The following is a 20,801-nucleotide window of genomic DNA, read 5'->3' on the forward strand; positions in this document are numbered from 1 at the left end:
GCTATCACGCCCGGGCGTTCAGTCAGGCCTGCCGACGACTGGGGATCCGCCACCGTCGCACCCGGCCCTACACGCCCCGAACCAACGGCAAGGCCGAGCGCTTCATCCAGACCGCCTTGCGCGAGTGGGCCTATGCCTTCACCTACGCCACGTCAAAGGAACGCAAAAACCATCTTCCCCGATGGATCCATGACTACAACTGGCACCGTCCACACGGTAGCCTGAACCAACAACCACCCATCAGCATCCTCGGCCTACCCGAGGACAACCTCGTGAGACTCCACACCTAGGCGCCGACGGCGGCGGGCATTGTCCGCTCCACCGTGCGCCCGCGCAGGGAATGTGCCAGGGCCTCGGTAATCTCGACCGGGATCAACTGCCCGATCAGGCCGGGGTCCCCGGCGAAGTTGACGATGCGGTTGTTCGCCGTGCGCGCGGCCAGTTCGCCGGGGTTGCGCTTGGCCGGACCTTCTACCAGTACCGGCTCGATGTTGCCCACCATGGACTCGTTTCGCGCGCGGCCGTTCTGCTCGATCAGGGCCTGCAACTCGGCCAGACGGGCCTTCTTGGTCGCCATCGGCACGTCATCCGGCAGCGATGCGGCCGGGGTGCCCGGGCGCGCGCTGTAGATAAAGCTGAAGGAGAAATCAAAATGCAGCTCCTCGATCAGCTTCATCGTCGCGGCGTGGTCGGCGTCGGTCTCGCCGGGGAAGCCGACGATGAAGTCCGAGGAGAGATCCAGGTCCGGGCGCGCCTCGCGCAGGCGGCGGATCTTGGACTTGTATTCCAGGATCGTGTGGCCGCGTTTCATCTGCGCCAGGATGCGGTCGGAGCCGCTTTGCACCGGCAGGTGCAGGTGACTGACCAGCTTCGGTTCGTCGGCAAAGGCCTGGATCAGCGAATCGGAGAACTCCACCGGGTGCGAGGTAGTGAAGCGGATGCGCTCGATCCCGTCGACCGCCGCGACATAGTGGATCAGCAGGGCGAGGTCCGCAGTGTCGCCGTCATCCATTGGCCCGCGGTAGGCATTCACGTTCTGCCCCAGCAGGTTGATCTCCCTGACCCCCTGCGCGGCCAGCGCGACCACCTCGGCAATCACGTCGTCGAACGGGCGGCTGATCTCGTCGCCGCGCGTGTAGGGCACCACGCAGAAGCTGCAGTACTTGGAGCAGCCTTCCATCACCGAGACGAACGCACTCGGACCGTCGGCCTTCGGCTCCGGCAGGCGGTCGAATTTCTCGATCTCGGGGAAGGAGATATCCACCACCGGGGCGCGCTCACGGCGCACCGACTGGATCATGGCCGGCAGGCGGTGCAGGGTCTGCGGGCCGAACACCAGATCCACGTACGGGGCCCGGGCGCGCAGGGCATCGCCCTCCTGACTGGCAACACAACCGCCCACACCGATGATCACCTCCGGCCGGCGTTCCTTGATCTGCCGCCAGCGCCCCAGTAGCGAGAAGACCTTCTCCTGCGCCTTCTCGCGAATGGAGCAGGTGTTCATCAGCAGCAGGTCGGCCTGCTCCGGATCATCGGTACGCTCCGCCCCGTGCAGCTCACGCAGTGCGTCGAGCATGCGATCGGAGTCGTACTCGTTCATCTGACAGCCGTGCGTCTGGATGTAGACCTTGCGGATCATGCTCTCGGTACTTCTCTAGTGGGTGAACAGTGGCTTATATGGACGTTAAAACGGGACGTCGTCGTCATCGAAGCCGCCGCCGGAGGCCGGCGCGCTGCTGCGGTTGCCGCCTTGCTGGCCACCGCCGCCGTAGGCATTGCCGCCGCCATAACCCGGGTCCTGGTCGAAACCGCCACCACCACCGCCGCCACTGCCACCGCGACCGCCGATCAGCTGCATCTCGTTGGCCACGACCTCGGTGCTGTAACGATCGTTACCGGATTGGTCCTGCCATTTGCGGGTCTGGATCTTGCCTTCGACATAGACCTGCGAGCCCTTGGACAGGTACTGCGCGGCGATATCCGCCAGGCGCCCGAACATCACCACCCGGTGCCATTCGGTATTTTCGCGCTTCTCGCCGGAGTTCTTGTCGGTCCACTGCTCCGACGTCGCCAGACGCAGATTGGTGACGGTAACCCCGTTCGGGGTCTCGCGCTTTTCCGGGTCGGCCCCGAGGTTGCCGAGCAGGATGACTTTGTTGACGCCGCGGGCCATGGGGCCTCCTTGTGTCCAGCATGGAGAAACAGATTCGGTAGTGTAGCAGCCCACCCCGGCCGCGACAGTGCACCGGTCCGGGATGTGGACAGATTCGCGCGGCCAGCCGGGGGAGGCATTGCGCGCGTTCTACGCGCCTGGCTTGCGCGCCAACCAGGCCGTCAGCTCGGGGGTGTCCGGGCCTCCTGGCTCCACCTTCAGGTACAAGGAACCGGCATCCGGCGACAGGTCCGCCTCGTGCACGCCGGGCCATGCGGCAAGCGCCCGCAGCAGTTCCGCGTCACGACCGGACCAGTGGTCGGGTACCGCGACCACCCGGTTTGACCGGTAGCGCGGATGCATCCCGCGGGCGATCCACCACCAGGCCAGCAGCAACGGCACCCCAGCAAGGAACACCCCGACCGGCCCGACCAGTGTCAGCAGGACACCTCCCAGCACGCCGCCGGCGAAGATCCCAAGGAACTGCGCGGTGGCAAAGCCGCCCATCGCCGTGCCCTTGTGGGCGACCGGCGCCACGCGCGCAACCAGCGACGGCAGTCCCGCCTCAAGCAGGTTGAAGGCGGCAAAGAACAGGACCATCAGCGCCGCCAGCGTCCACAGACCGCCGCCGTCGAGCACCAGCAGCGCCAGCAGGATCTGCACCCCGGCCAGCAGGGCGATCGCCCCGCGCAGCACGCTGTGCACGCGCCGGCGGCGCTCCCCGAAGATGATCCCCGGGAGCATCAGCGCGAACCCCGCCAGCAGCACCGGCACATAGAACTTCCAGTGGCTGGCACCCGCTAGCCCGAGCGTCTCCACCAGCAGCACCGGGATAACCAGAAAGTTCGCGGCCAGGACCAGGTGCAGCACGAAGATGCCGAGGTTCAGGCGCAACAGGTCCGGGGCGCGCAGCACGCGGGGCAGTGCCGACCAGACCGGCACCATGTCCGGGTGTGCCCGCGCCCGTGCCGGGGTTGGCACCCAAAGGAACAGGATCACGATCGCAACCAGCCCGAGCAATGCCGACAGCCCGAAGATCCCGGACAATCCCGCCGCCTGGTCCACCACCGGGCCCAGGGCCATCGCTGCGGTGAAGGTCAGGCCGATGGTCAGCCCGATCACGGCGAGCGCCCGCATGCGCCGTTCCTCGCCGACCAGGTCCGCTGTCAGGGCCAGGATCACCGCCGCCACCGCGCCCGACCCCTGCAGGGCCCGCCCGAGGATGATGCCGTGGATGGTCTCGGCGACTGCGGCGAGCACACTGCCAGCAACGAACAGCAACAGCCCGGCGAGGATCAGCGGCTTGCGGCCGACCCGGTCCGACAAGAGACCGAACGGGATCTGCAGCACGGCCTGGGTGAGTCCGTAGATCCCGAGCGCCAGGCCCATCAGCAGCGGGGTTGCGCCGGGGATACGGTCGGCATGCAGCATGAACACCGGCAGGACCATGAACAGGCCGGCCATGCGCACGCCATAAATCGCCGCCAGCCCAGTGGTGGCGCGCAGCTCGCGGGGATTCATGGCGTCCGGGACCGACGCGGGCAAGAAGAGCTCTTCATGTCCGGGGAGTTTACCGGCAAGCGCGCCGGGGAAACCATGGCGAGCGCGGCCCGGGTGTTACCATGGATGGTTTGCGGCGCCCCAATGAAAACACTGATCCGTGTTTTCGCTTGCGCGCCGCGCGACGTAACCCAGTGGAGTCGATCCAGCCCCATGGACAGCATCAGCATTCGCGGCGCCCGCACCCATAACCTGAAGAACGTGGACCTCGACCTGCCGCGCGAACGGCTGATCGTGATTACCGGCGTTTCCGGTTCGGGCAAATCCTCGCTGGCCTTCGACACCCTGTTCGCCGAGGGCCAGCGCCGCTACGTGGAGAGCCTGTCGACCTACGCCCGGCAGTTCCTGTCGATGATGGAAAAGCCCGACGTCGACCAAATCGAGGGTCTGTCGCCGGCGATCTCCATCGAGCAGAAGAGTACCTCGCACAACCCGCGGTCCACCGTCGGGACCATCACCGAGATCTACGACTACCTGCGCCTGCTGTTCGCGCGCGCCGGCGAGCCGCGCTGCCCGGAACACGGCGAGACCCTGGCCGCCCAGACCATCTCGCAGATGGTCGACCAGGTACTCGATCTGCCAGAGGGCGACAAGGTCATGCTGTTGTCGCCGGTGGTCCGCGGCCGCAAGGGCGAACACCACAAGATGCTCGAGGCCATGCGCTCCCAGGGCTACCTGCGCGCGCGTATCAATGGCGAGATCCACGACCTCGACGCCTTGCCGGCGCTGGACCCCAAGCGCAAACACAACATCGAGATCGTGATCGACCGCTTCCGCGTGCGCGAGGACCTGCGCCAGCGCCTGGCCGAGTCCTTCGAAACCGCCACCGAACTGGCCGATGGCCTGGCGCTGATCGCGTGGATGGACGAGCCGGAACGCGAGCCGATGATCTTCTCGGCGCGCTACGCCTGTCCGATTTGCGGCTATGCCCTGCGCGAGCTGGAGCCCCGGCTGTTCTCGTTCAACAACCCGGCAGGCGCCTGCCCCACCTGCGACGGCCTCGGTGTGCACCAGTTCTTCGACCCCGAACGGGTCGTGTCGCAGCCCGAGCTAAGCCTTGGTGGCGGGGCCGTACGGGGCTGGGATCGGCGCAACGCCTGGTACTTCAGCCTGCTGACCAGTCTCGCCCGGCATTACGACTTCGACGTGGAGGCCCCCTGGCAGGAATTGCCGGCCGAGGTCCGTGCGGTGGTCCTGCATGGTTCGGGCACGGAGAAGGTCAAGCTGTCGACCCCGGCCGCCAACGGCCAACTGCGCACCGACGAACGCGTGTTCGAGGGTGTGATCCCGAACCTGGAGCGGCGCTACCGCGAGACCGACTCCGCGGCAGTGCGCGAGGAACTGGGCCGCTACCAGGCGGAACAGCCCTGCCCCGACTGCCACGGCACGCGCCTCAACTCGGCCGCACGCAACGTCTTTGTCAGCGACATGACCCTGCCCGAGGTCACGCACATGAGCGTGGCCAACGCGCAGGCCTTTTTCGACGACCTCCGCCTGCCGGGACGCTTCGCCCAGATCGCCGAGAAGATCGTGCGCGAGATCTCCGCGCGCTTGGGGTTCCTCAACGATGTCGGCCTCGACTACCTGACCCTGGACCGCTCCGCCGACACGCTTTCCGGCGGCGAGGCCCAGCGTATCCGCCTCGCCTCGCAGATCGGCTCGGCCCTGGTCGGGGTGATGTACATCCTCGACGAGCCATCAATCGGGCTGCACCAGCGCGACAACGCACGCCTGCTGAAGACCCTGAGCCACCTGCGCGACCTCGGCAACACCGTCATCGTGGTGGAGCATGACGAAGATGCCATCCGCCAAGCCGATTATGTCGTGGACATCGGCCCCGGCGCGGGTCGCCACGGCGGCCACATTGTGGCGTCGGGCACCCCGGAGGCGGTCGCGAATCATCCGGATTCCCTCACCGGCGCATACCTGCGCGGCACCCGCTGCATCCCGGTGCCGGACCAGCGGACCCAGCCCGACGCGGAGCGCGAGATCCGCGTAATCGGCGCGCGTGGCAACAACCTGAAGGGCGGTGATTTCGCCTTCCCCACCGGGCTGTTCACCTGCGTGACCGGGGTCTCCGGCTCCGGCAAGTCCACCCTGGTCAACAACACCCTGTACCCGGCCGTCGCCACCGCCCTCCATGGCGGGCGGCACCACATCGAGGATCACGACCGCATCGACGGGATGGAGTTGATCGACAAAGTGGTCGACATCGACCAGAGCCCGATCGGGCGTACCCCGCGCTCCAACCCGGCCACCTATACCGGCCTGTTTACGCCCATACGCGAACTGTTTGCCGCAACCGGCGAGGCCCGCTCGCGCGGCTACAAGCCCGGGCGCTTCTCGTTCAACGTCCGTGGCGGGCGCTGCGAGGCCTGCCAGGGCGATGGCGTGATCAAGGTGGAAATGCACTTCCTCCCGGACGTCTTCGTCCCCTGCGACGTCTGCAAGGGCCATCGCTATAACCGCGAGACCCTGGACGTGCGCTACAAGGGCAAGAATATCCACGAAGTCCTGGAGATGACCGTCGAAGAGGCCCTCGACTTCTTCCAGCCGGTACCGGTCATCCACCGCAAGCTCGAGATGCTGATGGAGGTGGGCCTGTCCTACATCCAGCTGGGGCAGAATGCCACCACCCTTTCCGGTGGCGAGGCCCAGCGCATCAAGCTCGCCCGGGAGCTCTCCAAGCGCGATACCGGTCGTACGCTCTACATCCTCGACGAGCCGACCACCGGCCTCCATTTCGAGGATATCGCCCAGCTCCTCCTCGTGCTCCACCGCCTCCGCGACCATGGCAATACCATCGTCGTGATCGAGCACAACCTCGACGTCATCAAGACCGCCGACTGGCTGATCGATATCGGCCCGGAAGGCGGCAGCGGCGGCGGTGAACTCCTCGTGGCAGGCACCCCCGAAGCGGTGGCCGCCACCGCCCACAGCCACACCGGGCAGTTCCTTGCACCGCTGCTCCCCGCCGCAAGCTCTTCTCACGCCGCCAACGGTTAACGACCCGCGGCCCTTTCCAGCTCCACTGGCTGCGCGCCTGCGCACCGCCCCCACAGACCGCGCTTCCCTCTCTCTTTCTAAATTCGCCGTTACCCAGACGCAAGAAAGCCGGCCCAAGGCCGGCTTTCCGAGCGCTCAACCTGCGAGCGCGCTTTCCTCTGGCGACGAACCCTCAGGCGGCTTCGCCTTCTCCGGCATCCAGTTCCGGACGATCCACGAGTTCAACGTAGGCCATCGGGGCATTATCACCCGCGCGGTTGCCGCACTTCAGGATCCGCAGGTAGCCACCGGGCCGGGCCTGGTAGCGCGGACCCAGTTCGGCGAACAGCTTGCCCACAATCTCCTTGTCACGAAGACGGGCAAACGCCAGCCGACGACCGTGAACGCTGTCTTCCTTGGCCAGCGTGATCAGCGGTTCGGCGACGCGACGCAGCTCTTTCGCCTTGGGCAGCGTGGTCTTGATCAGTTCGTGCCGGAACAGGGCCACGGACATGGCCTGAAACGTGGCCTTGCGGTGCGAGCTGTTGCGGCCAAGCTGACGGCCGGAATGACGATGACGCATGAGAGGCTTCCTCTAAAAAACGATGGGCGCGGGGCGCCGTGATTACTCGTTGTCGTCGCGCAGACCCGGCGGCGGCCAGTTCTCGAGACGCATGCCGAGCGACAGCCCGTGGGTCGCCAGCGTGTCCTTGATTTCAGTCAGCGACTTCTTGCCGAGGTTCGGCGCACGCAGCAACTCGACCTCGGTGCGCTGGACGAGATCCCCAATGTAGTACAGGTTCTCGGCCTTCAGGCAGTTGGCCGAACGCACCGTCAGTTCCAGCTCGTCCACCGGACGCAGGAGCACCGGGTCGATCGCGCCACCCACGGCACCCGCCACTTCGGCCGACTCTTCTTGCAAGTCCACGAACGGCGCCAGCTGGCCCTGAAGGATCGTCGCGGCTTGACGCACGGCGTCATCCGGGGCGATCGCACCATTGGTTTCGAGCTCGAGCACCAGGCGATCCATATCGGTCCGCTGGGCCAGACGCGCGCTTTCGACGCGATAGGACACGCGGCGAATCGGGCTGAAGCTGGCGTCCAGCAACAGTCGACCAATACCCGTGTCATCCCCACCCTCGGCTTGCCGACGCGTGCTGACGGGTTCGTACCCGCGACCCGCGCGAGCCGTCAGAGTGATGTCCAGATCCACGTTCTTGGTGATCGTCGCGATCACGTGTTCCGGGTTCACCACCTCGACATCATGGTCGACCTGAATGTCGCCGGCCGTCACCACGCTCGGACCCTTCTTCCTCAGGGTCAGCGTGGACTCGTCGCGGCTGTGCATACGCAGCGCAACACCCTTCAGGTTCAGCAGAATGTCGACGACATCTTCCTGTACTCCTTCGATGGTGGTGTACTCGTGCAGCACGCCTTCAATCCGGGCCTCGACAATGGCGGCACCCGGGATGGACGACAGCAACACACGTCGCAGGGCATTGCCCAGGGTGTGGCCGAAGCCGCGTTCCAGCGGCTCGAGGGCGACCTTGGCCTGATTCCGATTCTCGGCCTCGACCTCGATCTGCTGTTTCTTGACCAGTTCGTTCGACTGCATTGTGACTCCTGGCGCCAGGCCGAAAAACGATTACTTCGAGTACAGCTCGACGACGAGCGACTCGTTGATGTCCGCAGGCAGATCGGAACGATCCGGGATCGCCTTGAACGTACCCTCGAACTTGCTGGTGTCCACTTCGATCCAGCTCGGGAACCCGGTCTGCTCGGCCAGCGTCATCGAGTCCTGGATGCGCACCTGCTTGCGCGCCTTCTCCCGGACCGTAACCACGTCGGACGGCTGCACCTGGTAGGCCGCGATGTTTACCACCTGCCCGTTCACCTGGATCGCACGATGCGCAACCAGCTGGCGCGCTTCGGAGCGGGTGGAGCCGAAGCCCATGCGGTACACCACGTTATCCAGACGACCTTCCAGCAGCTTCAACAGGTTCTCACCCGTCGAGCCCTTGCGCTGAGCGGCCTTCTTGTAATAGTTGCGGAACTGCTTTTCCAGCACGCCGTAGATGCGGCGAAGCTTCTGCTTCTCGCGCAGCTGCACGGCGTAGTCCGACAGGCGAGTACGGCGTTCGCCGTGCTGACCCGGCGGCTTGTCGAGCTTGCACTTTGTTTCCAGCGCACGGACCCCACTCTTGAGGCCCAGGTCCACGCCTTCACGGCGACTCAACTTGCATTTCGGTCCAATGTAACGAGCCATTCTTCAACTCCAGCCTTAAACGCGGCGTTTCTTGGGCGGCCGGCAGCCGTTGTGAGGGATCGGGGTTACATCACTGATATTCGTGATCTTGAACCCGGCATTGTTCAGCGCACGTACCGCCGACTCGCGACCCGGACCCGGGCCCCGCACCATCACGTCGAGATTCTTCACGCCGTGTTCGGCCGCAGTCGTCCCGGCGCGCTCGGCCGCGATCTGCGCGGCGAACGGCGTCGACTTGCGGGAACCACGGAAACCCGAACCACCGGAGGTGGCCCAGCTGATCGTGTTCCCCTGCCGGTCGGTGATCGTAATGATCGTGTTGTTGAACGTGGCGTACACATGAGCCACGCCCTCGGCGATATTTTTGCGGACCTTTTTCTTGGTCCGTGTTTGCGCTTGTGCCATGTACCTGAGATCCCAGTCTGATTACTTGCGAATCGGGCGACGCGGGCCCTTTCGGGTGCGTGCATTCGTCTGCGTCTGCTGACCGCGCAGCGGCAGGCCGCGACGGTGGCGCACGCCACGGTAGCAGCCCAGATCCATCAATCGCTTGATGTTCATGCTGACTTCCCGGCGCAGATCCCCTTCCACGGGGATCTTGTCGATCTGGGCGCGCAGCGCATCCACTTCGGCATCCGTCAGATCCCGCACCTTGATGTCCCGACGCACACCCGCCCCATCGCAGATCAGGCCGGCCCGAGTCGGGCCAATGCCATAGATCGCGGTCAGCGCGATTACCGTGTGCTTCTGGTCAGGAATATTGATTCCAGCGACGCGAGCCATCCAACTTCTCCATCAAAATCCGGCAAAGCCGGCTATAGTAGCAATGATTATGCGTTACGCCAAGCTTCAGCCCTGACGCTGCTTGTGGCGGGCGTCGGAACAGATCACCCGGACCACGCCATTACGCCGAATGACTTTGCAGTTCCGGCACATCGGCTTTACAGATGCACGTACCTTCATGGTCTTTCTCCTGGTCTAGCGGATCCCGGTCCCGCCGAAACCCTTCAGATTCGCTTTCTTCATCAAGCCTTCGTACTGGTGGGACACCAGATGCGACTGCAACTGCGCCATGAAATCCATCACCACGATCACGATGATCAGAAGCGAGGTCCCGCCAAAGTAGAAGGGCACGTTCCAATACAGGATCAGGAACTCCGGCAGCAGGCACACTGCGGTGATGTACACCGCCCCCACCGCCGTCAGTCGAGTCATGACCCCGTCAATGAATCTCTCGGTCTGGACACCTGGCCGGATCCCCGGAATGAAGGCGCCCTGCTTCTTCAGATTTTCCGCCGTATCGCGTGAGTTGAACACCAGCGCGGTATAGAAGAAGCAGAAGAAAATAATCGCAGCCGCATAGAACATCACGTACAGCGGCTGTCCCGGGGCCAGCGTCGTCGAGATCTCGCGCAGCCAGTCCATCCCTTCAGCCTGGCCGAACCACTGCCCCAACGTCGACGGGAACAGAATGATACTCGACGCGAAGATCGGCGGGATCACCCCGGCCATGTTCAGCTTCAGCGGCAGGTGCGAGGACTGGCCACCGACCATCTTCCTTCCCACCTGGCGCTTGGCGTAATTGATCGTCACTCGGCGTTGCCCGCGCTCGACGAACACCACGAAGGCGGTCACCGCCAGGGCCAAGACGATCAGAATCACCACGAATGCTGCCGCCAGTTCTCCGGTGCGGGCCAACTCCAGGGTTCCGCCAATCGCGCCCGGAAGCCCTGCGACGATACCGGCGAAGATGATGATCGAGATCCCGTTGCCAATGCCGCGTTCCGTAATCTGCTCACCCAGCCACATCAGGAACAGCGTCCCCGTCACCAGCGAGACCACCACGGTGAAGATAAAGATCGGGCCCGGGTTGAGGGCCATCGGCATCCCCTGGATGGTCTGACCATTCAAGGCAATCCCGATCCCGATACTCTGGAACAGCGCGAGCGCCACGGTCCCGTAGCGCGTGTACTGCGTAATCTTGCGCCGTCCCTGTTCGCCCTCTTTCTTCAACTGCTGGAGCGCCGGTACGGTCGCGGCCAGAAGCTGCATGATGATGGCGGCCGAGATATACGGCATCACCCCCAGGGCAAAGATCGACAGGCGCTCCAGCGCCCCCCCGGAAAACATGTTGAACATGTCCAGGATGGTCCCGCTTTGCTGCTCGAAGAACTGCGAGACGGCCACCGGGTTAATACCGGGCACCGGAATGAATGTACCGATCCGGTACACCACCAGGGCACCCAGAACGAACAGCAGGCGTTGGCGTAACTCGGTAAAACCGGTGAGCCCGCCACCGGAACGTGCTGTCGCTCCACGTGCCATTATTTAGGCCTCAACGCTCCCGCCAGCGGCTTCGATCGCCGCCCGCGCACCCTTGGTCACGCCCACGCCCTTCACGGCACAGGCCTTCGAGACTTCACCGGAGGCGAAGATCTTGGCGCTCTGCGCATCGCTGCGCACGACGCCTGCAGCCTTCAGGGTGTCCAGGGTCACGTCGCCGTCGACCTTGGCCAGTTCGCTGAGACGCACTTCGGCCGAATACTGTTGCTTGCGCGAGCGGAAGCCCACCTTGGGCAGGCGACGCTGCAGCGGCATCTGGCCGCCTTCGAAGCCGACCTTCGTGTAACCACCCGAGCGAGACTTCTGGCCCTTGTGGCCGCGGCCGCCGGTCTTGCCCAGACCGGAGCCAATCCCCCGACCGACGCGCTTGGCCGGCTTGCGGGCACCGTCGGGGCTGGAAATGTTATTCAGTCGCATGATTAGACTTCCTCTACCTTCAGCAGGTACGAGACCTTCTTGACCATGCCCAGGTTCTCGGGCGTGGCCTCAATGATCGCGCTGCTGTGGGTCTTGCGCAGCCCGAGTCCACGCACGCACGCCTTGTGCGTGGCGATACGGCCGGCGGTGCTGCGTACCAGTGTCAGTTTCAGCTTGCTCATGGCTTAGCTCTTCACTTCGTCGACGGACTTGCCGCGCTTGGCCGCAACCCGTTCCGGCGAGTTCACCATGGTGAGCCCGTCGATGGTCGCCTGCACGACGTTGATGGGGTTGCGCGAACCGACACACTTGGCCAGCACGTTACGCACGCCCGCTACTTCGAGCACTGCGCGCATCGCGCCGCCGGCGATGATCCCGGTACCCTCAGAGGCCGGCTGCATGTAGACATTGGCCGCGCCATGATGCCCGTTCACCGCATAGTGCAGCGTGCCTTCATTCAGCGACACATTGCGCATTTCCATGCGCGCCTGCTGCATTGCCTTCTGAATCGCCGCAGGCACCTCGCGCGCCTTCGCGTATCCGTATCCGACTCGTCCCTCGCCATCACCGACGACGGTCAGTGCGGCAAACCGGAACTGCCGGCCGCCCTTGACCACCTTCGCAACGCGGTTGACGCCAATCAGCTTTTCCTGGAGGCCGTCCTGCGCTTCGCTTACATCGTTACGTGCCATTTCTCTCTCCGCTCGATCGCGTTTGACTAGAACTGCAGGCCGTTTTCACGGGCAGCGTCGGCAAGTGCCTTCACCCGTCCGTGATAACGAAAACCCGCGCGGTCAAACGCGACCTGTTCGATCCCTGCTTTGCGCGCACGCTCCGCGATGGCCTGGCCCACGCGGGCGGCGGCCTCGGCGTTGCCGGTGGAACCCCCGGCATTCTTCAGATCCTTCTCCACGGTCGACGCCGCGGCAAGCACCGCGTCGCCCGACGGGGCAATGATCTGCGCGTACATGTGGCGCGGCGTCCGGTGGATACAGAGACGATGCACCCCCAGCTCACGGATCTTGAACCGTGCGCGCCGCGCCCTCTTAAGTCTGGCCTCTTTCTTGTCCACTGGTGCCTACCTACTTCTTCTTGGCTTCTTTGCGCACGATGCGCTCGTCTTTGTACTTCACGCCCTTGCCCTTGTAGGGCTCCGGCGGGCGGAAGGCGCGAATATTCGCAGCCACCTGGCCCACCTTCTGGCGATCCGTTCCCTTGACCACGACCTCGGTCGGGGTCGGGGTCTCCACCGTCACGCCTTCCGGAATGTCGAAGTCGATCGGATGCGAGTACCCGAGCGTCAGGTTCAGCTTCGCGCCCTGCATTTGGGCGCGATAGCCGACGCCGACCAATTCCAGCGCCCGGACGAACCCTTCGCTCACCCCGTGGACATGATTACCCAGGAGTGCCCGAATAGTACCCGCCAACGCGACATTCTTCGCGTTTTCCGTGGCCTTCACTCGAACCACCCCGTCCTCGACGGTAACGATCACGGCTTCGGGGCAGGTGAGCTGAAGCTCGCCCTTCGGACCCTTGATCTTGATCTCGCTGTCCGACTGCTCGACGGAGACGCCGTTCGGCAGCTTGATCGGCAGATTTGCAATGCGCGACATGGCTGATTCCTCAGTAAATCTTGCAGAGGACTTCGCCGCCCTGGCCTGCGGCCCGGGCAGCGCGGTCACTCATGACACCCTGTGGCGTGGAGACCACGGCAACCCCGAGACCGGCGTTAATCCGCGGCAGCTCGTCCTTGCCGCGATAAATCCGCAGGCCCGGACGCGAGATGCGCTCGACGGTCTCGATGACCGGCCGTCCCTCGAAGTACTTCAGCTTCACCACCAGTTTCTTCTGGGCAACTTCACCCTCGACCTGGATGTCGCCTACGAAACCCTCATCGGCGAAGACCTTAAGGATACGCTCCTTGGCCTTGCTGAAAGGAATGGCGACCTGCTCCTTGTTCGCACGCTGGGCGTTGCGAACACGGGTGAGCATGTCGGAAATCGGATCGGTCATCATCGGTTCAAATCTCCTTACCAGCTCGCCTTGCGCAGGCCCGGAATCTCGCCCTTCATGGCGTGTTCGCGCAGCTTGTTGCGCCCCAGGCCAAACCGGCGGTAATACCCTTTCGGCCGACCAGTGACGCCGCACCGGTTCGTCTGCCGAACGCGCGCGGAATCACGCGGCAGCTTTTGCAGCGCATGCATGGCCGCCAGGCGTTCTTCGGACGACTTGGTCTCGTCGACCAGGATCGCCTTCAGTTCGGCCCGCTTGGCCGCGTACTTGTTGACCAGTCGCTCGCGCTTTTTCTCGCGTTCGAGCATCGATGTCTTTGCCATGTGCGCCTACCTCGGTTACTGCCGGAACGGGAATCGGAAGGCCTCCAAAAGGGCCTTGGCTTCCGCGTCCGTTCTTGCACTGGTGGTAATCGTGATGTCCATGCCGCGCAATTTGTCGACACGGTCGTAATCGATCTCCGGGAAGATGATCTGTTCCTTGATGCCCATGCTGTAGTTGCCACGGCCATCGAAGGCTTTCGCGGAAAACCCACGGAAGTCCCGCACGCGCGGCAGCGCGACGCTGATCAGGCGATCCAGGAACTCGTACATCTGCCGCCGGCGCAAGGTGACCTTGCAGCCGATCGGATAGTCATCGCGGATCTTGAACCCGGCGATCGACTTGCGCGCCTTGGTCACGACCGGCTTCTGCCCGGCAATGGCCGTCATGTCGCTGACCGCGTGCTCGATCACCTTCTTGTCCGCGACGGCATCACCCAGACCCATATTCAGGGTCACCTTGGTGACACGCGGGATTTCCATCACGTTGGCATAGCTGAACTGCTCGCGCAGGGCCTGCTTCACCGTGGATTCGTATTCTTCTCTCAAGCGTTCCATAAAACCGTCCGTCCCGCGTTATGCGTCCACGACTTCGCCGTTCGAGCGGAAGACCCGCACCTTACGGCCGTCTTCCAGGGTCTTGAACGACACGCGATCACCCTTGTCGGTTGCTGGGTTGAAGACCATCACGTTGGACACATCGATCGGCATTTCCTTCTCGATGATTCCACCGCCGACGCCCTGTTGCGGGTTCGGCTTCTGATGCTTCTTCACCATGTTGATGTTCTGAACCAGAACCTTGCCATCGAGGACCTTGATAATGGTGCCCCGGCGACCCTTGTCCTTGCCAGAAATCACGACGACATCGTCGCCTTTGCGAATCTTGTTCATCACGTCCTCACAGCACTTCCGGGGCGAGGGAGATAATCTTCATGTACTTCTCCCCTCGCAGTTCACGCGTCACCGGCCCGAAGATACGGGTGCCGATCGGCTGATGCTGGTTGTTCAGCAGGACCGCGGCGTTGCGGTCGAAGCGGATCAGCGATCCATCCGCACGGCGCACGCCCGCGGCCGTGCGCACCACGACGGCGTCATAGACATCGCCCTTCTTCACCTTGCCACGCGGGATCGCATCCTTGACGCTCACCTTGATGACGTCGCCCACCCGGGCGTACCGGCGGTGCGACCCGCCCAGCACCTTGATGCACTGGATGCGTCGGGCACCGCTGTTATCGGCGGCCTCGAGCACGGTCTGCATTTGAATCATGACTTATCTCCTGGCAGCCGATTCAGAGCGCGTCCTGCCCGACCACTTCGATCAGGGCATGATGCTTCTGCTTGGAAATCGGCCGGCATTCACGGATACGAACCCGATCGCCCATGCGCGATACATTTTCTTCGTCATGGACGTGCAGTTTCGTGCTGCGACGAATGAACTTCCCGTACAGCGGATGACGGACGCGACGCTCGACAAGAACCGTGCGGGTCTTGTCCGTCTTGTCGCTAATCACGCGCCCGACGACGGAACGCTGAGTCCTGGAACCTTCTTCGGTCATTGTCTTAACCTGCCCTTCTACGTTCATTCATCAGCGTCTTGATCTGCGCGATCTCGCGCCGCACCTTGCCGACACGATCCGGGCGCGCAAGCTGCCCGACCGACTTCTGCATGCGAAGGCCGAACTGTTCCTTGTAGAGCGCTTCCAGCTCCTGGTCCAGATCGCCGTCCGACTTCTTTCTGAGCTCTTCTGCTTTCATCACATCACCTGCCGACGGGTAAACACCGTCTTGACCGGGAGCTTGGCGGCGGCCAGACGCATTGCCTCACGCGCGACGTCTTCATGCACACCTTCCATCTCGTAGAGCACGCGGCCGGGCTGGATCTTGCAGACCCAGTACTCGACACCGCCCTTGCCCTTGCCCATGCGCACTTCAAGCGGCTTCTTGGTGACCGGGACGTCCGGGAACACCCGGATCCAGATCTTCCCGCCACGCTTGATGTGACGCACCATCGCACGCCGCGCCGCCTCGATCTGGCGCGCGGTAATGCGACCGCGTTCCACGGCCTGAAGGCCGTACTCGCCGAAGCTGACCTTGGCGCCGGTGGAGGCCATGCCCCGGTTCCGGCCCTTGAACTGCTTGCGGAATTTGGTTCTTTTTGGCTGCAACATGGTCTATGTCCTAGCTCGCGTTGGCCGCAGCGCGCGTCCCTTCGACCGGTTCCAGGCCGAAAACTTCGCCCTTGAAGATCCACACCTTGACGCCGATGATCCCGTAGGTCGTACGCGCCTCGGCGAAACCGTAGTCGATGTCCGCACGCAGGGTGTGCAGCGGTACGCGGCCTTCGCGGTACCACTCGGAACGCGCGATCTCGGCGCCATTGAGGCGACCGGCCACGTGCACCTTGATGCCCTGGGCACCCAGGCGCATCGCATTACCCACGGCGCGCTTCATCGCACGACGGAACATAATGCGGCGTTCAAGCTGCTGGGCGATACCTTCCGCGACCAGCTGGGCTTCGATCTCGGGCTTGCGCACCTCTTCGATATTGATCTTGACGTTGCCCTGCTCCAGGCCCGTCTCGGCTGCCACTTCGCGGCGCAGCTTCTCGATGTCCTCGCCCTTCTTGCCGATCACAATCCCCGGACGTGCCGTGTGAATGGTGATGTGCGCGGCCTTCGCGGGACGCTCGATGGTGATTCGGCTGACCGACGCGTGGGCAAGTTTCTTCTGCAGAAACGTGCGCAGCTTGATGTCGTTGTTCAGCGTTTCACCAAACTCGCGACCGTCCGCGTACCAGGTCGCCGACCACGGGCGAGAAATGCCCAGCCGGATGCCGGTTGGATGTACTTTCTGACCCATGGTTAGTTCGCTCCCTTCTCGCTCACGCCCACTACAATGTGGCTGGTGCGCTTCATGATGCGGTTGCCGCGACCCTTGGCTCGCGCCTGCATGCGCTTGAGAACCGGGCCTTCGTCGATCTGGATGCGCGAGATGCGCAGCTCGTCGATGTCTGCACCGTCATTGTTCTCCGCATTGGCAATCGCGGACTCCAGCACCTTTTTTACAATCGCTGCCGGCTTTTTGGGGCTGAAAGTCAACTCGTTCAGAGCCTCTTCCACCCGCATGCCACGAACCTGGTCGGCGACCAGCCGCGTCTTCTGCGGCGAGATGCGCGCGTAGCGCAGTTTTGCAATCGTCTCCATCGTTCGTCCTCAGCGCGACTTCTTGTTGGCGATGTGACCCTTGAAGGTCCGCGTCAACGCAAACTCGCCCAGCTTGTGGCCGACCATGTTTTCGTTGACCAGCACCGGAATATGCTGACGCCCGTTGTGTACCGCGAGGGTGAGACCCACCATCTGCGGGATGATCATCGAGCGGCGCGACCAGGTCTTGATCGGACGCCGATCGTTCTTCTCGAGCGCCTCATCCACCTTCTTGCGAAGGTGATGATCGACGAACGGGCCTTTCTTCAGTGAACGCGGCATGCTGGCACTCCGTTACTTCTTGCGCCGACGCACGATCATGCCGTCGGTACGTTTGTTGTTGCGGGTCTTGTAACCCTTGGTCGGGCGGCCCCACGGGGTCACCGGGTGACGCCCGAAGTTGCGACCTTCACCACCACCATGCGGGTGGTCGACCGGGTTCATCGCGGTACCACGCACGGTTGGGCGGACACCCATCCAGCGTTTGGCACCGGCCTTCCCGAATTTCTTGAGGCTGTGCTCGCTGTGACCGACTTCGCCGATCGTGGCCCGGCACTCGGACTGGATGCGGCGCATCTCACCGGAGCGCAGGCGAATCGTCGCGTGCGCGCCTTCACGTGCCACGACCTGGGCCGAGGCACCGGCGGACCGCGCAATCTGCGCTCCCTTCCCCGGCTTCATCTCGATGCAGTGAATCACCGTGCCCACCGGAATGGAGCGCAGCGGCATCGCGTTACCCACGCGAATCGGGGCCTGCGAGCCGCTAGTCACGGCATCACCCTGCTTCAGCCCGCGGGGCGCAATAATGTACCGGCGTTCGCCGTCAGAGTACAGTACTAACGCCAAATGAGCGCTGCGGTTCGGATCATACTCCAGCCGCTCGACCTTGCCGGGCACGCCGTCCTTGTTCCGCTTGAAGTCAACGATGCGGTAGCGCTGCTTGTGGCCACCACCGACGTGCCGCGTGGTAATGCGACCAGCGTTGTTGCGGCCGCCCGAGCGAGTCTGCTTTTCGAGCAGCGCCGCGTGCGGCGCGCCCTTGTGCAGACCGTCGCCACGGATCTTCACCGCGTGACGGCGCCCGGCAGAGGTCGGATTGGTCTTGATAATCGCCATGACTAGACCTGTTCTCCTTCACCCATGTCGATGCTCTCGCCTTCAGCGAGGGCCACATAGGCCTTTTTCCAGTGGTTGCGACGCCCGAACATGCGACCGAAGCGCTTGTTCTTGCCCTGCTGGTTCAATGTGCGCACGTGCTCCACCCGAACCTCGAACAGCTTCTCGATCGCGGCCTTGATCTCGGCCTTGTCCGCATCCGGCAGCACACGGAACACGTATTGCCCCACTTCGCCGGCGTTGGTCGACTTCTCCGACACCACCGGACCCTGAATAATCTGCATCAGACGCGAATTCATGCCAGCCACTCCTCAAGCTTGCGGATGGCGCCTTCCGTAATCACGACCGTATCGGCCCCGACCAGGTTGGCGGGATTGACACCGCTCACATCGATCACATCCACGTGCGGGACGTTGCTCAACGCACGTTCGGTCATCGCGTCATCCTCGGCCAGCACCACCAGCCCCCGCTCCAGGCCAAGCTCGCCGAGCTTGGCAATACCGTCACGGGTCTTGCCCGAGTCGACGGCAAATGCAGCGACCACTTTCAGGCGATCCTGCCGCAGCAGTTCGGAGAGGATGGACGCCATGGCGGCGCGGTACATCTTCTTGTTCAGCTTCTGCGAGAAATCCTGAGTGCGCGCAGCGAACACCTTGCCGCCGCCCGTCCACAGCGGGCTGCGAATCGTACCAGCGCGAGCGCGCCCAGTCCCTTTCTGGCGGAACGGCTTGATGCCGCCGCCACTGACCTGGGCCCGGGTCTTCTGGGCACGGGTCCCGCTGCGGGCGCCGGCCAGCTGAGCGACGACGCTCTGATGCACCAGCGGTTCATTGAAATCCCGCTCAAAGCAGGTGGCGGACAGCTCCACGCTGGCCCCGGTATCGGCAGTCGTAACTTGCATTGTTTTAACCCTTCGCCTTCACGGCCGGACGAATCATCACGTCGGTACTCGGCGCGCCCGGCACGGCACCCTGAACCAGGACCAGGCTGCGATCAGCGTCGACGCGCACCACCTTGAGGTTCTGGATGGTTTTACGCTCGGCGCCCATGTGCCCGGCCATCTTCTTGCCCTTGAACACACGGCCCGGGCTCTGGTTCTGACCGATGGAACCCGGAGCGCGATGCGCCAGCGAGTTGCCATGGGTCGCGTCCTGGGTGCGGAAGTTGTGACGCTTCACGGCACCCTGGAAGCCCTTGCCCTTGCTCTGAGCGGTCACATCCACGATCTGCCCCTCCTCGAACCGGTCGACGGTGATTGCATCACCGGCAGCCAGGCCTTCGAGGTCGGTCTCGTCGACGCGAAACTCCCACAGACCGCGCCCGGGCTCCACCGACGCCGCGGCGTAGTGCCCGGCCTCCGGCTTGCTTACCCGGGACGGCTTGCGCGAGCCCGCCGTCACCTGGACCGCGTTGTAGCCGTCGCCTTCGGTGCGCTTGATCTGGACCACGCGATTGTTGTCCACCTGTAGCACCGTAACCGGCACAGAGACGCCATCGTCCGTAAAGACGCGCGACATGCCGAGCTTGCGACCGATGAGTCCAAGAGCCATTACAAAACCCCTTCCGTATCAGACGGCGCTAACAAGCGCCCTAAAGCCGTGGCCCGGCGAAAATTCCGCCGGGCCACGGAAAGCCCAATAGTATGGCAGAAAATTTAACGTTAGTTAAGCCTGATCTGAACATTTACGCCTGCAGCCAGATCCAGCTTCATCAGGGCATCCACGGTCTTGTCGGTCGGATCGAGGATATCCATCAGTCGCTTGTGCGTGCGCAGCTCGTACTGGTCCCGCGCGTCCTTGTTGACGTGCGGCGAAACCAGGACGGTATACGCCTCGCTCTTGGTCGGCAGGGGGATCGGGCCCTTGACTCGGGCACCGGTCCGCTTCGCAGTCTCGACGATCTCGGCCGCGGAACGGTCGATCAGTCGATGATCAAAGGCCTTCAGACGAATTCGAATGCGCTGGTTAGCCATCTGGTTCACTCAATAATCTTGGAGACGACGCCGGCGCCCACAGTGCGGCCGCCTTCGCGGATCGCAAAGCGCAGACCGTCTTCCATCGCGATCGGATTGATCAGGGACACCGTCATCTTCACGTTGTCACCCGGCATCACCATCTCGGTGCCTTCCGGAAGCTCCACCGAGCCCGTCACGTCCGTCGTGCGGAAGTAGAACTGCGGACGGTACCCGTTGAAGAACGGCGTGTGACGACCGCCCTCTTCCTTGCCCAGGATATACACCTCGGCTTCGAAGTGCGTGTGCGGGGTAATCGAACCCGGCTTGCACAGCACCTGACCACGCTGGACGTCGTCACGCTTGGTGCCGCGCAGCAAAATGCCGACGTTGTCGCCCGCTTCGCCCTGATCCAGCAGCTTGCGGAACATCTCGACACCGGTGACGGTGGTCTTCTGCGTGTCGCGAATGCCGA

At 63.6% G+C, this 20,801-nt stretch carries 34 protein-coding genes; 2 read left to right on the plus strand and 32 right to left on the minus strand.

Features of this window, described 5'->3' with window-relative positions; all coding sequences use genetic code 11:
* The coding region (locus tag D573_RS0113260) for an integrase core domain-containing protein (RefSeq protein ID WP_018939171.1) at positions 1 to 290 on the plus strand (290 nt) is incomplete at its 5' end.
* Here the strand turns inward: D573_RS0113260 and miaB are convergent.
* The 3 genes from miaB to D573_RS0113275 form a co-directional block, all read right to left on the minus strand.
* The gene (gene miaB, locus D573_RS13940; protein ID WP_018168201.1) at positions 287 to 1,639 is read right to left on the minus strand and encodes a tRNA (N6-isopentenyl adenosine(37)-C2)-methylthiotransferase MiaB; all 1,353 of its coding nucleotides are present in this window, start codon (positions 1,637 to 1,639) and stop codon (positions 287 to 289) included. The genes D573_RS0113260 and miaB overlap by 4 nt on opposite strands.
* A 45-nt stretch (positions 1,640 to 1,684) precedes the next feature.
* Positions 1,685 to 2,173, minus strand: a complete 489-nt coding sequence (ssb, locus tag D573_RS0113270) for a single-stranded DNA-binding protein (RefSeq protein WP_018939099.1) — start codon at positions 2,171 to 2,173, stop codon at positions 1,685 to 1,687.
* A 129-nt stretch (positions 2,174 to 2,302) separates the two neighbouring features.
* Positions 2,303 to 3,673, minus strand: a complete 1,371-nt coding sequence (locus tag D573_RS0113275; RefSeq protein WP_018939100.1) for an MFS transporter — start codon at positions 3,671 to 3,673, stop codon at positions 2,303 to 2,305.
* Between the two features lie 192 nt (positions 3,674 to 3,865).
* On the opposite strand from D573_RS0113275, the gene uvrA reads away from it, so the two are divergent.
* Positions 3,866 to 6,718: an excinuclease ABC subunit UvrA gene (gene uvrA / locus D573_RS0113280; protein ID WP_018939101.1), complete on the plus strand. Its 2,853-nt coding sequence runs from the start codon at positions 3,866 to 3,868 to the stop codon at positions 6,716 to 6,718.
* Positions 6,719 to 6,890: 172 nt separating this feature from the next.
* Here the strand turns inward: uvrA and rplQ are convergent, their stop codons facing one another.
* The 29 genes from rplQ to D573_RS0113420 all read right to left on the minus strand — a co-directional run.
* Entirely contained in the window at positions 6,891 to 7,280 is a 390-nt protein-coding gene (rplQ, locus tag D573_RS0113285; RefSeq protein WP_018146438.1) for a 50S ribosomal protein L17, read from the minus strand.
* A 42-nt stretch (positions 7,281 to 7,322) separates the two neighbouring features.
* Entirely contained in the window at positions 7,323 to 8,312 is a 990-nt protein-coding gene (gene rpoA / locus D573_RS0113290; RefSeq protein ID WP_018168204.1) for a DNA-directed RNA polymerase subunit alpha, read from the minus strand.
* Between the two features lie 30 nt (positions 8,313 to 8,342).
* Entirely contained in the window at positions 8,343 to 8,963 is a 621-nt protein-coding gene (gene rpsD / locus D573_RS0113295; RefSeq protein WP_018146440.1) for a 30S ribosomal protein S4, read from the minus strand.
* Positions 8,964 to 8,978: 15 nt separating this feature from the next.
* The gene (rpsK, locus tag D573_RS0113300; protein ID WP_017941093.1) at positions 8,979 to 9,368 is read right to left on the minus strand and encodes a 30S ribosomal protein S11; all 390 of its coding nucleotides are present in this window, start codon (positions 9,366 to 9,368) and stop codon (positions 8,979 to 8,981) included.
* A 21-nt stretch (positions 9,369 to 9,389) separates the two neighbouring features.
* A complete protein-coding gene (gene rpsM, locus D573_RS0113305) occupies positions 9,390 to 9,746 on the minus strand; it encodes a 30S ribosomal protein S13 (protein WP_018139891.1) in 357 nt (118 codons plus the stop codon).
* A 66-nt stretch (positions 9,747 to 9,812) separates the two neighbouring features.
* Complete coding sequence (gene rpmJ / locus D573_RS14500; protein WP_077277041.1) at positions 9,813 to 9,926, minus strand: 50S ribosomal protein L36; 114 nt, start codon at positions 9,924 to 9,926, stop codon at positions 9,813 to 9,815.
* A 15-nt stretch (positions 9,927 to 9,941) separates the two neighbouring features.
* Entirely contained in the window at positions 9,942 to 11,288 is a 1,347-nt protein-coding gene (gene secY, locus D573_RS0113310; protein WP_018146441.1) for a preprotein translocase subunit SecY, read from the minus strand.
* Between the two features lie 3 nt (positions 11,289 to 11,291).
* A complete protein-coding gene (gene rplO / locus D573_RS0113315) occupies positions 11,292 to 11,723 on the minus strand; it encodes a 50S ribosomal protein L15 (RefSeq protein ID WP_018146442.1) in 432 nt (143 codons plus the stop codon).
* A 2-nt stretch (positions 11,724 to 11,725) separates the two neighbouring features.
* Positions 11,726 to 11,905 (minus strand): 50S ribosomal protein L30, encoded by a 180-nt coding sequence (rpmD, locus tag D573_RS0113320; RefSeq protein WP_018146443.1) that lies wholly within the window; start codon positions 11,903 to 11,905, stop codon positions 11,726 to 11,728.
* Positions 11,906 to 11,908: 3 nt separating this feature from the next.
* The gene (rpsE, locus tag D573_RS0113325; protein WP_018146444.1) at positions 11,909 to 12,415 is read right to left on the minus strand and encodes a 30S ribosomal protein S5; all 507 of its coding nucleotides are present in this window, start codon (positions 12,413 to 12,415) and stop codon (positions 11,909 to 11,911) included.
* 26 nt (positions 12,416 to 12,441) lie between these two features.
* Complete coding sequence (gene rplR, locus D573_RS0113330) at positions 12,442 to 12,795, minus strand: 50S ribosomal protein L18 (RefSeq protein ID WP_017941087.1); 354 nt, start codon at positions 12,793 to 12,795, stop codon at positions 12,442 to 12,444.
* Positions 12,796 to 12,805: 10 nt separating this feature from the next.
* A complete protein-coding gene (rplF, locus tag D573_RS0113335) occupies positions 12,806 to 13,336 on the minus strand; it encodes a 50S ribosomal protein L6 (protein WP_018146446.1) in 531 nt (176 codons plus the stop codon).
* 10 nt (positions 13,337 to 13,346) lie between these two features.
* Positions 13,347 to 13,739, minus strand: coding sequence for a 30S ribosomal protein S8 (rpsH, locus tag D573_RS0113340; protein ID WP_018146447.1), 393 nt, complete (start codon positions 13,737 to 13,739; stop codon positions 13,347 to 13,349).
* 14 nt (positions 13,740 to 13,753) lie between these two features.
* A complete protein-coding gene (rpsN, locus tag D573_RS0113345; RefSeq protein ID WP_019563614.1) occupies positions 13,754 to 14,059 on the minus strand; it encodes a 30S ribosomal protein S14 in 306 nt (101 codons plus the stop codon).
* Between the two features lie 15 nt (positions 14,060 to 14,074).
* Positions 14,075 to 14,614, minus strand: a complete 540-nt coding sequence (gene rplE, locus D573_RS0113350; RefSeq protein WP_018146449.1) for a 50S ribosomal protein L5 — start codon at positions 14,612 to 14,614, stop codon at positions 14,075 to 14,077.
* Between the two features lie 18 nt (positions 14,615 to 14,632).
* Complete coding sequence (rplX, locus tag D573_RS0113355) at positions 14,633 to 14,947, minus strand: 50S ribosomal protein L24 (protein WP_018146450.1); 315 nt, start codon at positions 14,945 to 14,947, stop codon at positions 14,633 to 14,635.
* Between the two features lie 7 nt (positions 14,948 to 14,954).
* Entirely contained in the window at positions 14,955 to 15,323 is a 369-nt protein-coding gene (gene rplN / locus D573_RS0113360) for a 50S ribosomal protein L14 (RefSeq protein ID WP_018146451.1), read from the minus strand.
* 22 nt (positions 15,324 to 15,345) lie between these two features.
* Positions 15,346 to 15,612, minus strand: a complete 267-nt coding sequence (gene rpsQ / locus D573_RS0113365; RefSeq protein WP_018146452.1) for a 30S ribosomal protein S17 — start codon at positions 15,610 to 15,612, stop codon at positions 15,346 to 15,348.
* Positions 15,613 to 15,616: 4 nt separating this feature from the next.
* Entirely contained in the window at positions 15,617 to 15,811 is a 195-nt protein-coding gene (gene rpmC, locus D573_RS0113370; protein WP_018168209.1) for a 50S ribosomal protein L29, read from the minus strand.
* Positions 15,811 to 16,224, minus strand: a complete 414-nt coding sequence (gene rplP / locus D573_RS0113375; protein WP_017941078.1) for a 50S ribosomal protein L16 — start codon at positions 16,222 to 16,224, stop codon at positions 15,811 to 15,813. Before rplP ends, rpmC begins: the two co-directional genes overlap by 1 nt.
* Before the next feature lie 10 nt (positions 16,225 to 16,234).
* Positions 16,235 to 16,915: a 30S ribosomal protein S3 gene (rpsC, locus tag D573_RS0113380; protein ID WP_018146454.1), complete on the minus strand. Its 681-nt coding sequence runs from the start codon at positions 16,913 to 16,915 to the stop codon at positions 16,235 to 16,237.
* Between the two features lie 2 nt (positions 16,916 to 16,917).
* Positions 16,918 to 17,259, minus strand: coding sequence for a 50S ribosomal protein L22 (gene rplV, locus D573_RS0113385; protein WP_018146455.1), 342 nt, complete (start codon positions 17,257 to 17,259; stop codon positions 16,918 to 16,920).
* A gap of 9 nt (positions 17,260 to 17,268) precedes the next feature.
* Positions 17,269 to 17,541: a 30S ribosomal protein S19 gene (gene rpsS / locus D573_RS0113390; protein ID WP_018146456.1), complete on the minus strand. Its 273-nt coding sequence runs from the start codon at positions 17,539 to 17,541 to the stop codon at positions 17,269 to 17,271.
* A 12-nt stretch (positions 17,542 to 17,553) separates the two neighbouring features.
* Positions 17,554 to 18,375 carry a 50S ribosomal protein L2 gene (gene rplB / locus D573_RS0113395; RefSeq protein WP_018146457.1) on the minus strand — a complete coding sequence of 274 codons (822 nt, stop codon included), beginning with the start codon at positions 18,373 to 18,375 and terminating at the stop codon, positions 17,554 to 17,556.
* Positions 18,376 to 18,377: 2 nt separating this feature from the next.
* Positions 18,378 to 18,674 carry a 50S ribosomal protein L23 gene (gene rplW / locus D573_RS0113400; protein WP_018146458.1) on the minus strand — a complete coding sequence of 99 codons (297 nt, stop codon included), beginning with the start codon at positions 18,672 to 18,674 and terminating at the stop codon, positions 18,378 to 18,380.
* Positions 18,671 to 19,276, minus strand: a complete 606-nt coding sequence (rplD, locus tag D573_RS0113405; RefSeq protein ID WP_018939102.1) for a 50S ribosomal protein L4 — start codon at positions 19,274 to 19,276, stop codon at positions 18,671 to 18,673. The genes rplW and rplD overlap by 4 nt, the downstream gene beginning before the upstream one ends.
* Before the next feature lie 4 nt (positions 19,277 to 19,280).
* Positions 19,281 to 19,925, minus strand: coding sequence for a 50S ribosomal protein L3 (gene rplC / locus D573_RS0113410; protein WP_018146460.1), 645 nt, complete (start codon positions 19,923 to 19,925; stop codon positions 19,281 to 19,283).
* A 110-nt stretch (positions 19,926 to 20,035) separates the two neighbouring features.
* Positions 20,036 to 20,347, minus strand: a complete 312-nt coding sequence (gene rpsJ, locus D573_RS0113415; protein ID WP_017941070.1) for a 30S ribosomal protein S10 — start codon at positions 20,345 to 20,347, stop codon at positions 20,036 to 20,038.
* Positions 20,348 to 20,352: 5 nt separating this feature from the next.
* On the minus strand, positions 20,353 to 20,801 hold a 449-nt coding region (locus tag D573_RS0113420; RefSeq protein WP_018939107.1), incomplete at its 5' end, for an EF-Tu/IF-2/RF-3 family GTPase.

Source organism: Thioalkalivibrio sp. AKL9, assembly GCF_000377825.1.
Classification (GTDB): Bacteria; Pseudomonadota; Gammaproteobacteria; order Ectothiorhodospirales; family Ectothiorhodospiraceae; genus Thioalkalivibrio; species Thioalkalivibrio versutus.